The 14,545-nt window shown below is 61.3% G+C and carries 11 protein-coding genes; 7 read left to right on the top strand and 4 right to left on the bottom strand.

What is annotated here, in order from left to right; genetic code table 11:
• Positions 1-2: 2 nt before the first annotated feature.
• Positions 3-1,106, top strand: a complete 1,104-nt coding sequence (gene recF / locus R9B85_RS12630; RefSeq protein WP_112251663.1) for a DNA replication/repair protein RecF — start codon at positions 3-5, stop codon at positions 1,104-1,106.
• Between the two features lie 4 nt (positions 1,107-1,110).
• Positions 1,111-3,531 carry a DNA topoisomerase (ATP-hydrolyzing) subunit B gene (gyrB, locus tag R9B85_RS12635; RefSeq protein ID WP_112251664.1) on the top strand — a complete coding sequence of 807 codons (2,421 nt, stop codon included), beginning with the start codon at positions 1,111-1,113 and terminating at the stop codon, positions 3,529-3,531.
• 335 nt (positions 3,532-3,866) lie between these two features.
• Here gyrB and R9B85_RS12640 read toward each other — a convergent pair whose 3' ends face one another.
• On the bottom strand, positions 3,867-5,159 hold the full coding sequence (locus R9B85_RS12640) for a sigma-54 interaction domain-containing protein (protein WP_112251667.1): 1,293 nt from the start codon (positions 5,157-5,159) through the stop codon (positions 3,867-3,869).
• Between the two features lie 222 nt (positions 5,160-5,381).
• Here R9B85_RS12640 and R9B85_RS12645 point away from each other — a divergent pair, with 222 nt between their 5' ends.
• From R9B85_RS12645 to R9B85_RS12655, 3 genes are read left to right on the top strand one after another with little or no spacing between them, the layout of a single operon-like run.
• Positions 5,382-6,266: an MBL fold metallo-hydrolase gene (locus R9B85_RS12645; protein WP_112251668.1), complete on the top strand. Its 885-nt coding sequence runs from the start codon at positions 5,382-5,384 to the stop codon at positions 6,264-6,266.
• 39 nt (positions 6,267-6,305) lie between these two features.
• Positions 6,306-7,577: an NAD(P)/FAD-dependent oxidoreductase gene (locus R9B85_RS12650; RefSeq protein WP_423771047.1), complete on the top strand. Its 1,272-nt coding sequence runs from the start codon at positions 6,306-6,308 to the stop codon at positions 7,575-7,577.
• Complete coding sequence (locus R9B85_RS12655; RefSeq protein WP_112251670.1) at positions 7,574-8,392, top strand: sulfite exporter TauE/SafE family protein; 819 nt, start codon at positions 7,574-7,576, stop codon at positions 8,390-8,392. The genes R9B85_RS12650 and R9B85_RS12655 overlap by 4 nt, the downstream gene beginning before the upstream one ends.
• Here R9B85_RS12655 and R9B85_RS12660 read toward each other — a convergent pair.
• Positions 8,381-9,268 (bottom strand): LysR family transcriptional regulator, encoded by an 888-nt coding sequence (locus R9B85_RS12660; RefSeq protein ID WP_133969799.1) that lies wholly within the window; start codon positions 9,266-9,268, stop codon positions 8,381-8,383. The genes R9B85_RS12655 and R9B85_RS12660 overlap by 12 nt on opposite strands.
• Positions 9,269-9,506: 238 nt before the next feature.
• Here R9B85_RS12660 and R9B85_RS12665 point away from each other — a divergent pair, with 238 nt between their 5' ends.
• Positions 9,507-11,153, top strand: coding sequence for a GMC family oxidoreductase (locus R9B85_RS12665; protein WP_112251672.1), 1,647 nt, complete (start codon positions 9,507-9,509; stop codon positions 11,151-11,153).
• A gap of 98 nt (positions 11,154-11,251) precedes the next feature.
• Complete coding sequence (locus R9B85_RS12670) at positions 11,252-12,871, top strand: MFS transporter (RefSeq protein WP_112251673.1); 1,620 nt, start codon at positions 11,252-11,254, stop codon at positions 12,869-12,871.
• Positions 12,872-13,184: 313 nt separating this feature from the next.
• Here R9B85_RS12670 and R9B85_RS12675 read toward each other — a convergent pair whose 3' ends face one another.
• Together R9B85_RS12675 and gmhB are read right to left on the bottom strand one after the other, a co-directional pair.
• Positions 13,185-13,970 (bottom strand): lysophospholipid acyltransferase family protein, encoded by a 786-nt coding sequence (locus R9B85_RS12675; protein WP_112251674.1) that lies wholly within the window; start codon positions 13,968-13,970, stop codon positions 13,185-13,187.
• A 46-nt stretch (positions 13,971-14,016) separates the two neighbouring features.
• Positions 14,017-14,544: a D-glycero-beta-D-manno-heptose 1,7-bisphosphate 7-phosphatase gene (gmhB, locus tag R9B85_RS12680; protein ID WP_112251675.1), complete on the bottom strand. Its 528-nt coding sequence runs from the start codon at positions 14,542-14,544 to the stop codon at positions 14,017-14,019.
• Position 14,545: the final 1 nt, after the last annotated feature.

Raw genomic sequence — 14,545 nt, forward strand, 5'->3', positions numbered from 1 at the left:
AAATGTCCCTTCGACGTATCATTGTCACCGCGGTGCGCAATCTGCACCCGGTGACACTCTCACCCTCCCCCCGCATCAACATCCTTTACGGCGCCAACGGTAGCGGCAAAACCAGCGTGCTTGAAGCCGTGCATCTGCTCGGGCTGGCGCGTTCGTTCCGCAGCACCCGCCTGAATCCGGTTATCCAGTACGAACAACCTGCCTGTACCGTGTTCGGCGAGGTGCAACTGGCCGAGGGTGGCAGCAGCAACCTGGGTGTATCCCGGGAGCGGCAAGGGGAGTTCACTATTCGTATTGATGGGCAGAATGCTCGGAGTGCGGCACAGCTAGCTGAGCTGCTTCCGCTTCAGCTCATCAATCCAGACAGTTTCCGCCTGTTGGAAGGCGCTCCAAAAATACGCCGCCAGTTCCTGGATTGGGGAGTGTTCCACGTGGAACCACGTTTCCTGCCAGCCTGGCAACGGCTGCAGAAGGCACTGCGGCAGCGGAACTCATGGTTGCGGCATGGTACACTTGACCCAGCTTCGCAAGCCGCTTGGGACCGGGAATTATGCCTGGCCAGTGCGGAGATAGATGAATACCGTCGCAACTACATCAAGGCCTTGAAGCCCGTCTTCGAGCGAACCCTGAGCGAACTGGTCGAGCTGGACGGGTTGACCCTTAGCTACTACCGAGGCTGGGACAAGGACCGGGAACTGCAAGAAGTACTCGCGTCCTCTCTCCTTCGCGATCAGCAGATGGGCCACACCCAGGCCGGTCCGCAGCGCGCTGATCTGCGTCTTCGTCTGGCTGCCAACAATGCAGCCGACATCCTGTCGCGTGGTCAGCAAAAGCTGGTGGTGTGCGCATTGCGCATTGCCCAAGGCCACCTCGTTAGTCAGGCTCGCCGCGGTCACTGTATTTATCTCGTGGATGACTTGCCGTCCGAACTGGACGACCAGCATCGCCGCGCGTTGTGCCGCTTGCTTGAAGAATTACGCTGCCAGGTGTTCATCACCTGTGTAGATCACGAATTACTGAGGGAAGGCTGGCAGACGGAAACGCCAGTTGCTTTGTTCCACGTGGAACAAGGCCGTATCACCCAGACCCACGACCATCGGGAGTGAATGCATGAGCGAAAATCAAACGTACGACTCCTCCAGCATCAAGGTGCTGAAAGGTTTGGATGCCGTGCGCAAGCGCCCCGGCATGTACATTGGCGACACCGATGATGGTAGCGGCCTGCACCACATGGTTTTCGAGGTAGTCGACAACTCGATCGACGAAGCCCTCGCCGGTCACTGCGATGACATCACCGTCATCATCCACCCGGACGAATCCATCAGTGTGCGCGACAACGGTCGCGGCATTCCGGTCGACGTGCATAAAGAAGAAGGCGTTTCCGCAGCCGAGGTCATCATGACCGTGTTGCACGCCGGCGGTAAGTTCGACGACAACTCTTACAAGGTATCCGGCGGTCTGCACGGCGTAGGTGTTTCTGTTGTGAACGCCCTGTCCGAAAAGCTGGTACTGACCGTTCGCCGTAGTGGCAAGATCTGGGAACAGACCTACGTTCACGGTGTTCCACAGGCGCCGATGGCGGTTGTCGGTGACAGCGAAACCACCGGTACCCACATCCACTTCAAGCCTTCGGCTGAAACATTCAAGAACATTCACTTCAGCTGGGACATCCTGGCCAAGCGTATCCGCGAGCTGTCGTTCCTCAACTCGGGCGTTGGCATTCTGCTGAAGGATGAACGTAGCGGTAAGGAAGAGTTCTTCAAGTACGAAGGTGGCCTGCGTGCTTTCGTCGAATACCTGAACACCAACAAGACCCCGGTCAACTCCCAGGTATTCCACTTCAACGTCCAGCGTGACGATGGCGTGGGTGTTGAAGTCGCCCTGCAGTGGAATGACAGCTTCAACGAAAACCTGTTGTGCTTCACCAACAACATTCCGCAGCGTGATGGCGGTACTCACCTGGTGGGCTTCCGTTCCTCGCTGACCCGTAGCCTGAACAGCTACATCGAACAGGAAGGACTGGCCAAGAAGAACAAGGTGGCGACCACTGGTGACGACGCCCGTGAAGGCCTGACCGCAATCATCTCGGTGAAGGTGCCGGACCCTAAGTTCAGTTCGCAGACCAAGGACAAGCTGGTCTCCTCGGAGGTGAAAACCGCCGTGGAACAGGAGATGAACAAGTACTTCGCCGACTTCCTGCTGGAAAACCCCAACGAGGCCAAGGCCGTCGTTGGCAAGATGATCGACGCTGCCCGTGCCCGTGAAGCGGCACGTAAAGCCCGTGAGATGACTCGCCGTAAAGGCGCGCTGGATATTGCTGGCCTGCCAGGCAAACTTGCGGACTGCCAGGAAAAGGACCCTGCCCTTTCCGAACTGTACCTGGTGGAGGGTGACTCTGCGGGTGGCTCGGCCAAGCAAGGCCGCAACCGTCGCACCCAGGCGATCCTGCCGCTGAAGGGTAAAATCCTCAACGTCGAGAAAGCGCGCTTCGACAAGATGATCTCGTCCCAGGAAGTGGGCACGCTGATCACTGCACTTGGCTGCGGTATCGGCCGCGAAGAGTACAACATCGACAAGCTGCGTTATCACAACATCATCATCATGACCGATGCTGACGTTGACGGTTCGCACATCCGTACGCTGCTGCTGACCTTCTTCTTCCGTCAGCTGCCGGAGCTGGTCGAGCGCGGTTACATCTACATTGCCCAGCCACCGCTGTACAAGGTAAAGAAAGGCAAGCAGGAGCAGTACATCAAGGACGACGAGGCCATGGAAGAGTACATGACCCAGTCGGCCCTCGAAGATGCCAGCCTGCACCTGGACGAGTCGGCACCAGCGGTTTCTGGTGTGCAGCTGGAAGCGCTGGTGAATGAGTTCCGCAGTGTCATGAAGACACTCAAGCGCCTGTCGCGCTTGTATCCGGAAGAACTGACCGAGCACTTCATCTACCTGCCGGAGGTGACCCTGGAGCAGTTGGGTGACCATGCTGTGATGCAAGCCTGGCTGGCTAAGTTCCAGGAACGTCTGAACAGCAGCCAGAAGTCCGGCCTGGTTTACAAAGCCAGCCTGCGTGAAGACAAAGAGCGCAACGTATGGTTGCCAGAAGTGGAAATTACCTCCCACGGCCTGGCCAGCTACGTCACCTTCAACCGGGACTTCTTTGGCAGCAATGACTACCGTACCGTAGTCAACATTGGTGCCAAGCTGTCCAGCTTGTTGGGCGAAGGTGCTTACGTGCAGCGCGGTGAGCGCCGCAAGGCAATCGTCGAGTTCAAGGAAGGCCTGGATTGGCTGATGAACGAAACCACCAAGCGCCACACCATCCAGCGATACAAAGGGTTGGGCGAGATGAACCCTGAGCAGCTGTGGGAAACCACCATGGACCCGACCGTCCGCCGTATGCTCAAGGTCACCATCGAGGATGCGATTGCTGCTGACCAGATCTTCAACACCCTGATGGGTGATGCGGTCGAGCCACGTCGTGATTTCATCGAGAGCAACGCGCTGTCGGTATCGAACCTGGACTTCTGATCCGGTGTAGATCACCAGACACAAGAAAGCCCGCAAATGCGGGCTTTTTTGTGCCTGTAGAAATCAGTAACCGCTGAGGACGTTGACGATCACACCACTGGCAATGGCCACCAACACATAGTCCCCGTTCAAAATGTCAGCACAGAGGTAAAGGTCCGTGAAGTGCCACCCCTGTGGGAGCGGGTTTACCCGCGAACACCAGCGAAGCCGGTGCCATCCACCGCGTCGAATTCTTCGCGGGTAACCCGCTCCCACAGGTGTGGCGCTGTATTCGGGTGCTGTGACGTACCTGTGGGAGCCGGCTTGCCGGCGATACGGCCAGCACAGCCAACGCTTCAATTCAGGCCAAGCGTCTTCAACCGGCGATACAGCGTGCGCTCGCTCAGGCCAAGGTGACGGGCCAGTTCACTGCGTGAGCCCTTGAACTGTTCCAGTGCCTGCGCCAGCTCGCCCAGATGATTGCGCCTGCCACCTGCCGTAATCGCCCCCGCCGGCCCAATATCCTCCGGCAAATGCTCTGGCCGGATCAGTCCGTCATCGGCAAACAAGCGAGCCCTTTCCAGAATGTTGCGCAGCTCGCGAATGTTGCCCGGAAATGGATGCAGCCCAAGCTGCTGCAAGGCGTCGTCGCTCAGCCTCGGTGTCGGCTTGTCTGCCATGCGCTGCAGCAGGCTCTGGGCGAGCAAGGGCAGGTCCTCTACCCGTTCGCGCAAAGCAGGAAGACGGATCGGGAAGCCGCTGATGCGGTAGTACAGGTCTTCGCGGAAGGTGCCGTCCGCGACCATTTGCCTGAGCGGTTTATGGGTTGCCGACACCAGGCGGAAATCCGAATGCACCGTACGCAGGCTACCCACCGGGCGGAAGCTGCCGGACTCGATCAGGCGCAGCAGCTTCACCTGCATCGCCAGCGGTACCTCGCCGATCTCGTCCAGGAACAGGGTGCCGCCATGCGCCGCTTCAGCCAGGCCGATCTTGCGCTGGTTGGCGCCAGTGAACGCGCCCTTCTCGTAACCGAACAACTCGCTCTCGAACAACGACTCGGTCAGGCCAGTACAGTCGACCACCACCAACGGACCGTTCGCCCTGGGGCTGCCCATGTGTACTGCTCGAGCGAACAGTTCCTTGCCGGTACCCGACTCACCCTGCAGCAACACCGGGATCTGCGCCGGCGCCGCACGCTGCAGGCTGGCCAGAGCCGCCTTGAAAGCTGGTGCTCGGCCGACCAGCCCTTGTTCCTGAGGCTGCGCTGACGCCAGCGTGATGCTGGTCAGGCGTTCGACAAAGGCGACCACCCTGTCCTGTTCATCCAGGATTGGCCGCAGCTCGACATCCACATGTTCGGGGCCGCGTGGCGTGTGATGGATGTGCAGCACACGCTCCGGCACCTTGCTTTGCCACGCCTTGCGCATCGGGCAATGCTCGCCGGCCTGGTCGCAAGGCACTGCGTAGTGGTGCGAGACCTTGTGACATTTTTCACCCAGGGGTGCCTGCTCATGGCGGCCGAACTGGCGGCGATAGGCAGCATTGGCCGCCAGGATGTTGTAGTCGGTATCCAGCACGATGGTTGGCAGGGCATCGTGCTCGAGATAGGAAACCAAAGCTAGGATGAGGGGATGGGCTTCAGGCATGACGGCACCGATTGGATGACCGGGGCAGGGTAACAAGGACTGCCAAACACTGCCATCAGCTGACAGTCGACTGCCATCTGCGCTGCCACTGTCATCGGCAACTGACAGCAACGGGCCGGTTTCCCTGGCCCACGCGTAGGAAATTGCCTGGCATGCATCTTGATAAATCTCCTGGCACTGCCTACGCCTGTACAAGGCCGGGCGGATAAATTGGAGAACGCGATGATCATCGGCAACAACCTGCACGTGGACGCCTTTTACGACAAGGCGACTTCGACCATCAGCTATCTGGTCATGGACCGTGAAACCCGCCAATGCGCATTGATCGACAGTGTGCTGGATTACGACCCCAAGTCCGGGTGCACCCGCACTGCCTCGGCGGACCGCCTGATCCAGCGCGTGACCGAGCTTGAAGCCAGCGTACAGTGGGTGTTGGAAACCCATGTGCATGCCGACCACCTTTCGGCGGCGGCCTATTTGAAGGAAAAGCTAGGTGGCCATACCGCCATCGGCGCGCACATCACCCAGGTACAGAAAGTGTTCGGTGCCCTGTTCAACGCCGAGCCTGGCTTCGCCCGCGATGGCAGCCAGTTCGATGTGCTGTTCGAGGATGAGGAAGGTTTCCGTATTGGCAACCTGCATGCCCGCGCGTTGCACACCCCCGGGCACACGCCTGCGTGCATGAGCTTCATGATCGAGGACGCCGGCGAGATCGCGGTGTTCGTCGGCGACACCTTGTTCATGCCCGACTACGGTACCGCTCGCTGTGACTTCCCGGGCGCCGATGCCCGCACCCTGTACCGCTCGATCCGTCGCCTGCTGGCCTTCCCCGATCAGACCCGGCTGTTCATGTGCCACGACTACCTGCCAGGTGGCCGTGACATGCAGTACGTCACCACCGTGGCCGAGCAGCGCGCCAACAATATTCATATCCACCAGGGCGTCGACGAGGCCAGCTTCGTCGCCATGCGTGAAGCCCGCGACAAGACCCTCGACATGCCCGTACTGATCCTGCCTTCGGTGCAGGTGAACATGCGCAGCGGCCAGTTCCCCGCGCCGGAAGATAACGGTGTGAGCTACCTGAAGATTCCGCTGAACAAGCTGTGACCGCCCTGCCCCATAACCAGATTTACAGGATTTACCGCCATGCCTGCCTTGTTGTCCCCTGCCAATACCGACCACCACAAAGTGGTCATCGTCGGTGCCGGCGCCGCCGGAATCGCCACTGCTTCCAGCCTGATCAGCCGTGCCCCGTCGCTGGATGTGACCTTGATCGACCCCGCCGAAGTGCATTACTACCAGCCCGGCTGGACCATGGTCGGTGCCGGTGTGTTCAAGGCGCCAAGCACTGCTCGCACCATGGCCTCGACCATTCCGCGCGGCGTGCGCTGGATAAAGGCACGCGTGCAGGGGTTCGACCCGTTGGGCCAACTGGTCCTGCTCGAAGGTGGCCGCGCCATCAGTTATGAACAGTTGGTGGTCTGCCCCGGCCTCAAGCTGGATTGGGCGGCCATTGATGGCCTCAGCGAGACCTTGGGTCGCAATGGCGTCACCTCCAACTACCGCTACGACCTGGCGCCCTACACCTGGGAACTTGTGCAGAAGCTCAAGCAAGGCCGAGCCCTGTTCTGCCAGCCGCCCATGCCGATCAAGTGCGCAGGCGCGCCGCAGAAGGCGCTGTACCTGTCTTGCGACCACTGGCTGCGGCACGGTCATCTGGGGGCTGTGAAAGCCAGCTTCTTCAATGCCGGCGCGGTGTTGTTCGGAGTGGCGGACTACGTGCCCGCACTGATGAAGTACATCGACAAGTACGCCGTGGACCTGCATTTTTCCCACCGCCTGGTCGCCGTGGACGGCCCGAACAAGCGCGCCACCTTCGTGTGCACCTTGGCCGATGGCAGCAGCGAAACCCGTGTCGAGGCCTTCGACATGCTGCACGTGGTACCACCGCAGGTGGCACCGGACTTCATTCGTGAAAGCCCGTTGGCCGACAGCGCCGGCTGGGTCGATGTCGACCCGCACACCCTGCGCCATCGCAAATACACCAACGTGCATGCCCTGGGTGACGTAGCCAATACCAGCAATGCCAAGACCGCCGCCGCTGCACGCAAGCAAGCTCCGGTCGTGGCCAACAACGTGCTGGTGGCCCTGGGCAGATTGCCTACCCTGGCCCAGTACGATGGTTATGGCTCATGCCCGCTCACCGTCGAGCGCGGCAAGATCGTCCTGGCCGAGTTCACCTATGGCGGCAAGCTGGCTCCAAGCTTCCCCAACTGGCTGCTGGATGGCCGCAAACCGACACGTCTGGCTTGGTTGCTCAAGGCACAGGTGCTGCCACCCTTGTACTGGAAAGGCATGCTCAAGGGCCGCGAGTGGCTGGCACGGCCACAGCCGTTGGTAGCCGAGGGTCGGCAGTGATCGAACATCAAATACTGGGAGCGGGGCTGGGCGCGATCATCGGTGCCGTGCTGGCGTTGACCGGTGCCGGCGGTGGCATTCTCGCAGTGCCTTTGCTGGTGTTCGGCCTGGGTTTGTCGATGGTCGAGGCTGCACCGGTCGGCCTGCTGGCTGTCGGCATGGCGGCAGCGGTGGGTGCTGTGCTGGGCTTGCGTCAGGGCCTGGTGCGCTACCGGGCGGCATTGTTCATCGCATTGATCGGTGTGGCAGCGGCCCCGTTCGGGCTGATGCTGGCCCACCGTTTGCCGAATACGCCACTGCAGTTGGTGTTCGCCGGGCTGTTGGTATACGCCTGCCTGCGCATCTGGCGCAAGGCGGCCAAGGAACTGCGCGGCGAAGCCAATGACGCCCATCGCTACATCGAACCCTGCGTGCTGAACCCGTTGCAGGGCCGTTTGCGCTGGACCCTGCCCTGCGCGCGCGCCCTGGCCTTCACCGGCGCACTGTCCGGGCTGCTGTCCGGCCTGCTCGGCGTGGGCGGTGGCTTTGTCATCATCCCGGCCCTGAACCGCTACACCAACCTGCGGATGGCCAGCATCGTCTCCACTTCGCTGGCGGTGATCGCGCTGGTGTCCACCGGCAGTGTGGTCAGCGCCAGCCTGGCAGGGGTCATGCACTGGCAGGTTGGCGCCCCGTTCGCCGTCGGTGCGGTGCTCGGCCTGCTGCTGGCGCGGCCATTGGCGGCCAGGCTGGCCGGGCCGCGCTTGCAGCAGATGTTTGCCGTGGCCGGTTGGGCTGCGGCTCTGCTGCTGGCCGGCAAGGCGCTACTGGGCTAGCAGCTCGCTCTGTTCTGCCGCGCACAGCGCCAGCAGGTAGTCCCACACTACCCGCAGGCGCACCGACTTGTGCAGTTCGCGGCGGGTGCAGATCCAGTAGCTGCGCTGGATGGTTTCGCCAGGCAGCACGCGCACCAGCGTCGGGTCGTGGCGCGCCATGTAGTTGGGCAGTACGGCGATGCCCAGCCCGGCGCGGGCGGCGGTTTGCTGGGCGATTACGCTGGTGCTGCGAAACACCACGTTGGGGGCGCGACAGAAGCTGTTGAGAAACAGCAGTTCCTGGCTGAACAACAAGTCGTCCACGTAGCCGATCCAGCTGTGCCGGGCCAGGTCCTCGCGGTTGCGCAGCGGAGGGGCACGATCCAGGTAGGCTTGGCTGGCGTACAAGGCCAGGCGATAGTCGGTGAGCTTGCGGGTGATCAGCAGGTCTGCGTTGGGCCGTTCCAGGTGGATGCTGATTTCCGCCTCGCGATTGAGGATGCTGACGAAGCGCGGCACCGCCACCAGCTCCACCTCCAGGCCGGGGTAGCGGTCGAACAGCGCATTCATGCGCGGGGTGAAGAACATGATGCCGATGCCTTCGGTCACACCCAGGCGAATCTTGCCGAGCGGTGTGATGGCCTGGGTGATTTCTTCCTGCGCCAGCAGGGCGACGTTCTCCATGGCTTCGGCATGCTTGAGCAGGGCCTGGCCCGAGGGGGTCAGTTCATAGCCCTGGGCATGCTGCACGAACAGCGCGGTACCCAGGCTTTGCTCGATGCTCTCGATGTGCCGGGCCACGGTGCTGTGGGTAGTGTTGAGGCGCTTGGCGGCGGTAAGCAGACGGCCGCTGCGCTGCAACTCGAGGAAAAACCGCAGATCGTTCCAGTCGAACATGCTGATCCTTGTGGCTGTTCGTCCGGCCTCTTCGCGGGTAAACCCGCTCCCACAGGGATCGCGCAGGCTTCAGAAGCAGCGCCGAACCTGTGGGAGCGGGTTCACCCGCGAAGAGGCCGGTACAGACTTACCACTGTGCTAAAACGCACAGCGGCTGCGCGAAATCTCGTGTTTCCTCCACGAAATTACTCACTAAGATGGATCGGGACAAGAATAATAATCAGGCCCGAGGTTGCACATGCCATCAGCCGATTCTGTCTTCGACTACCTGGTCGTAGGGGCCGGTCCCGCCGGTTGCCTGTTGGCCAATCGTTTGTCCGCCGACCCTTCCTGCCGCGTGCTGCTGCTGGAGGCGGGTGGCCGCGACAACTATCCCTGGATCCACATCCCCGTTGGTTACCTCTATTGCATCGGCAACCCGCGCACCGACTGGTGCTTCAAGACCGAGGCGCAGCCTGGCCTGGGCGGTCGTGCGCTGGGCTATCCACGCGGCAAGGTGCTGGGTGGCTGCTCCTCGATCAACGGCATGATCTACATGCGCGGCCAGGCCGCCGACTACGACCGCTGGGCCGAGCAAGGCAACGACGGTTGGGCCTGGAAGGACGTACTGCCGCTGTTCAAGGCCAGCGAAAGCCACTTTGCCGGCGCCAGCGAGCACCACGGTGGTGATGGCGAATGGCGGGTCGAGCGCCAGCGCTACAGCTGGCCGATCCTCGATGCCTTCCGCGATGCCGCCGAGCAGAGCGGCATCAGCAAGGTCGACGACTTTAATACTGGCGACAATCAGGGCTGTGGATACTTTCAGGTGAACCAGCGCAGCGGTGTACGCTGGAACGCGTCCAAGGCTTTCCTGCGGCCGATCAAGGACCGCCCCAACCTCACCGTGCTGACCAGCGTTCAGGTTGACCAGGTGCTGCTCAACAACACCCGCGCACGGGCGGTGAAGGCGTTCTGGCAGGGTGCCTGGCACGAGTTTGCGGCACGTCGCGAGATCATCCTCTGTGCGGGCGCGGTGGGCTCTCCTGGTATCCTGCAGCGCTCCGGCATCGGCCCACGACAGCTACTGGAAAGCCTGGGCATTGGCGTACGTCACGACATGCCCGGTGTTGGCGGCAACCTGCAGGATCACCTGCAACTGCGCCTGGTCTATCAGATTCGCAATACCCGCACCCTCAACCAGATGGCCAACAGCCTGTGGGGCAAGATGGGCATGGGCCTGCGCTACCTCTATGACCGCAGTGGCCCGCTGGCCATGGCGCCGAGCCAGCTGGGGGCATTCGTGCGTTCAAGCCCTGAGCAGGCCACCGCCAACCTGCAGTACCACGTGCAGCCGCTGTCACTTGAGCGCTTCGGCGAGCCACTGCACACGTTCCCGGCCTTTACCGCTTCGGTGTGCAATCTGCGCCCGGCCAGCCGCGGGCGTATCGATATCCGCAGCAGCGACATGAACAGCACGCCGCTGATCGACCCCAACTACCTCAGTGACCCCCAGGACCTGCGCGTTGCCGCCGATTCCATTCGCCTAACCCGGCGTATCGTCCAGGCCCCTGCCCTCGCCGTGTTCGACCCGAAGGAATACCTGCCGGGCCCAGCCCTGCAAACTGAAGAGGAGCTGTTCGAAGCTGCCGGCAAGATCGGCACCACCATCTTCCACCCGGTCGGCACCTGCCGCATGGGCAATGGCGAACTGGACGTTGTGGATAACCAGTTGCGCGTGCACGGCATCCCCGGTCTGCGCGTGGCAGACGCCTCGATCATGCCGCAGATCACCTCCGGCAATACCTGTTCACCCACCCTGATGATCGCCGAGAAGGCGGCGCAACTGATTCTCAAAGGAGCTGCCACCCAGACCTATCTGAACGAAGACGCGATACCGACGCCCTGACCACGGGTGCGTGCAGTACCGGCAGCTGGCGGTCAGAAGCTGCCGACAGTGGAACAACAAGAATAATCACTGTGGCCTGCGGGCCGAGGACAGCAACGATGTCGGATTACATCCAAGAGCAGGGTGCGGCGGCCAGCAGCTCCAGCCGTCGTGAAGAACGCAAGATCATTTTCGCGTCATCCCTCGGGACAGTTTTCGAGTGGTATGACTTTTTTCTCTATGGTGCGCTGGCAGCGGTCATCAGCAAGCAGTTCTTCGCTGGCGTGAACGACACCACCGCCTTCATCTTCGCCCTCATGGCCTTTGCTGCCGGCTTCCTGGTGCGGCCGTTCGGTGCGCTGGTGTTCGGCCGCCTGGGCGACATGATCGGGCGCAAGTACACCTTCCTGGTGACCATCGTGCTGATGGGCCTGTCCACCTTCGCGGTGGGGTTGTTGCCCACCTACGCCAGCATCGGCATCGCGGCACCGATCATCCTGGTAGTCCTGCGTATGCTGCAGGGGCTGGCGCTGGGTGGTGAATACGGCGGTGCGGCCACCTACGTGGCCGAGCATGCGCCGCCCGGCAAGCGCGGTTTCCACACCGGTTTCATCCAGTCTACCGCCACCCTTGGCCTGTTGTTGTCGCTGCTGGTGGTGCTGGGCAGCCGCTATGTCAGTGGCGACCAGTTCGAAACCTGGGGCTGGCGCCTGCCGTTCCTGCTGTCGATCGTGCTGCTGGCGATTTCCACCTGGATCCGCATGAGCATGCACGAGTCGCCGGCGTTCGTGAAAATGAAGGCCCAGGGCAAGGTCAGCAAGTCGCCAATCCGTGAGTCGTTCACCTCCTGGCCGAACCTGAAGGTGGTGCTCACCGCCCTGTTCAGCATCAACGCAGGGCAGGCCGTAACCTTCTACACGGCGCAATTCTACGTGCTGTTCTTCATGACCCAGATGCTGAAGATGGACCCGGCCCAAGCCAACACCCTGCTGATCATCAGCGTGGTCATTGGTGCGCCGTTCTTCGTGTTCTTCGGCTGGTTGTCCGACCGTATTGGCCGCAAACCGATCCTGATGCTCGGCCTGCTGCTGGCCACGGTGCTGTACTTCCCGTTGTTCAAGGCGCTGAGCCACTACGCCAACCCTCAGATCGACGCGGCCAGCCGCCAGGCGCCGATCGTGGTCACCGCCGACCCACAAGGTTGCACCTTCCAGTTCGACCCGGTGGGCAAGGCGCGTTTCGACAGCCCGTGCGACAAGGTCAAGACATTCCTGGTCAAGCAGGGCCTGCCGTACAGCTCGGTGGATGTGGCGGGCAGCGATGTGGTGGTCAACATCGGTGACAAGACCATCAATGGCTTCGACGAAGCGGCCATGCGTGCGGCGGTGGAACAGGCTGGCTACCCGGCCAAGGCTGACCCAGGGCAGGTCAACCAGGTGATGGTGGTGGTGCTTATCGTGGCGATGATCCTGATCGCGACCATGACCTATGGCCCGCTGGCGGCGGTGATGGTCGAGCTGTTCCCGACTCGTATCCGCTACACCTCGATGTCGCTGCCTTACCACATTGGCAACGGCTGGTTTGGTGGCTTCCTGCCAACGGTGTCGTTCGCACTGGTGGTGTATACCGGGGATATCTTCTATGGGCTGTGGTACCCGGTGCTGGTAACCGGGGTCAGCCTGGTGGTGGGGATTTTCTGCCTGAAAGAAACCAAGGATGTGGATATCGACAAGATCTGACGGTTGGCTGTAGGAGCGGCCTTGTGTCGCGAAAGGGCCGCGAAGCGGCCCTGGGGTTTCAGCAGTGATGCACAAATTGCCGGGGCTGCTTCGCAGCCCTATCGCGACACAAGGCCGCTCCTACACAGATCACCCACACCTGCATGAACCCATAAAAAAACCGGCTGTAAAAGCCGGTTTTCTTATGCCCCAAAAAAACTTATGCACGATTTTCAGAAAAATGTCATACACAGAAATAAACAGCTAATTCAAAGACTTAGCGTCGATTCAGAGCATTTCATCCAGAAATTGCACACAAGTTATCCACAGAAGGTCAGGCCATCTGCTCCTGGGGCTTCTCCTCTGCTGGTGGCAGCGAACCCATGGCGCGCTGGGTCGCTTCGTTCCACGCTGCGGCGCGGTCATTGAGCTCGGCGATGGCCCGTGGCCCGGTGCCGTTGGCATACATCGGTTCGCCAATCACCACCTCGATGGTGCCAGCGCGTTTGCCCCAGCCGTTCTTCGGCCAGAACTTGCCGGCGTTGTGGGCAATCGGCAACACCGGCAGCCCGGCATTCACCGCCAGCGCGGTGCCGCCGCGGGAGAACTTGCCCATTGTGCCGAATGGCACCCGGGTGCCTTCCGGGAAGATCAGCACCCAGGTTTTCTGCTTGAGCAACTCGTCGCCCTTGCTGGCTACCTGGCGCAGGGCTTCCTTGGGGTTGTCGCGGTTGATCGCGATCGGCCGCAGCATGGCCATGGCCCAACCGAAGAACGGCACGTACAGCAACTCGCGCTTGAGCACCTGGCTCAGCGGCGAGAAGTACTGGGAAAGGAAGAAGGTTTCCCAGGTGCTCTGGTGATTGGACAGAATCACGCAAGGCTCATCAGGCACGTTCTCGGCACCAGTGACCTTGTAGTCGATACCCAGGATGGTGCGCACCAGGAACAACGCGCAACGGCACCAGTACACGTTGATGAACTTGTAGCGCTTGGGGAAAGACAGGAACGGCGCGACGAAGAAGCTCAGCGAGCACCACAGCAGAGAACTGGTGCCCAGCAGCAGGTAAAAAAGAAAGATTCTGATCGCCTGCAGGATCGACATAGTGGCTTGTACCATTGCGGGGCATGCCCGCCTGAGAAAAATGCGCCCGAAGGCGCACTGTTTAAATTAGTTCTCTGGCGATAGCTGCCAGATCGTCGAAAATCAGTGTAGTTTCCGGGACGCCTTTTTCCAGGGTCCGCTCGCCCTTGCCGGTTTTCACCAGCACGGGTTGTGCACCGACGGCCAGGGCGGCCTCCAGGTCACCTTTGCTGTCGCCAACGAACCAGACGCCTTCCAGGCCGACCTGGTAATGCTCGGCGATCGCCCGCAGCATGCCAGGCTTGGGCTTGCGGCAATCGCAGCCTTCGTCCGGCCCGTGCGGGCAATACACGATGTAACCCACCTCGCCACCCTGCTCGGCCACCAGAGCGCGCAGGCGCGCGTGCATGGTCTCAAGGGTTGCCAGCGCATAGTAGCCACGGGCAATGCCGGACTGGTTGGTGGCTACCGCCACCGTCCAGCCTGCTTTGCTCAACTGCGCGATCGCTTCGACCGAGCCAGGGATCGGCACCCACTCGTCCAGCGTCTTTATGTAGGCGTCGGAGTCATGGTTGATGACTCCGTCACGGTCGAGAATCAGCAGTTTCAAG

The sequence above is a fragment of the Pseudomonas sp. NLJ1 genome, from assembly GCF_049486705.1.
GTDB classification, from domain to species: domain Bacteria; phylum Pseudomonadota; class Gammaproteobacteria; order Pseudomonadales; family Pseudomonadaceae; genus Aquipseudomonas; species Aquipseudomonas inefficax.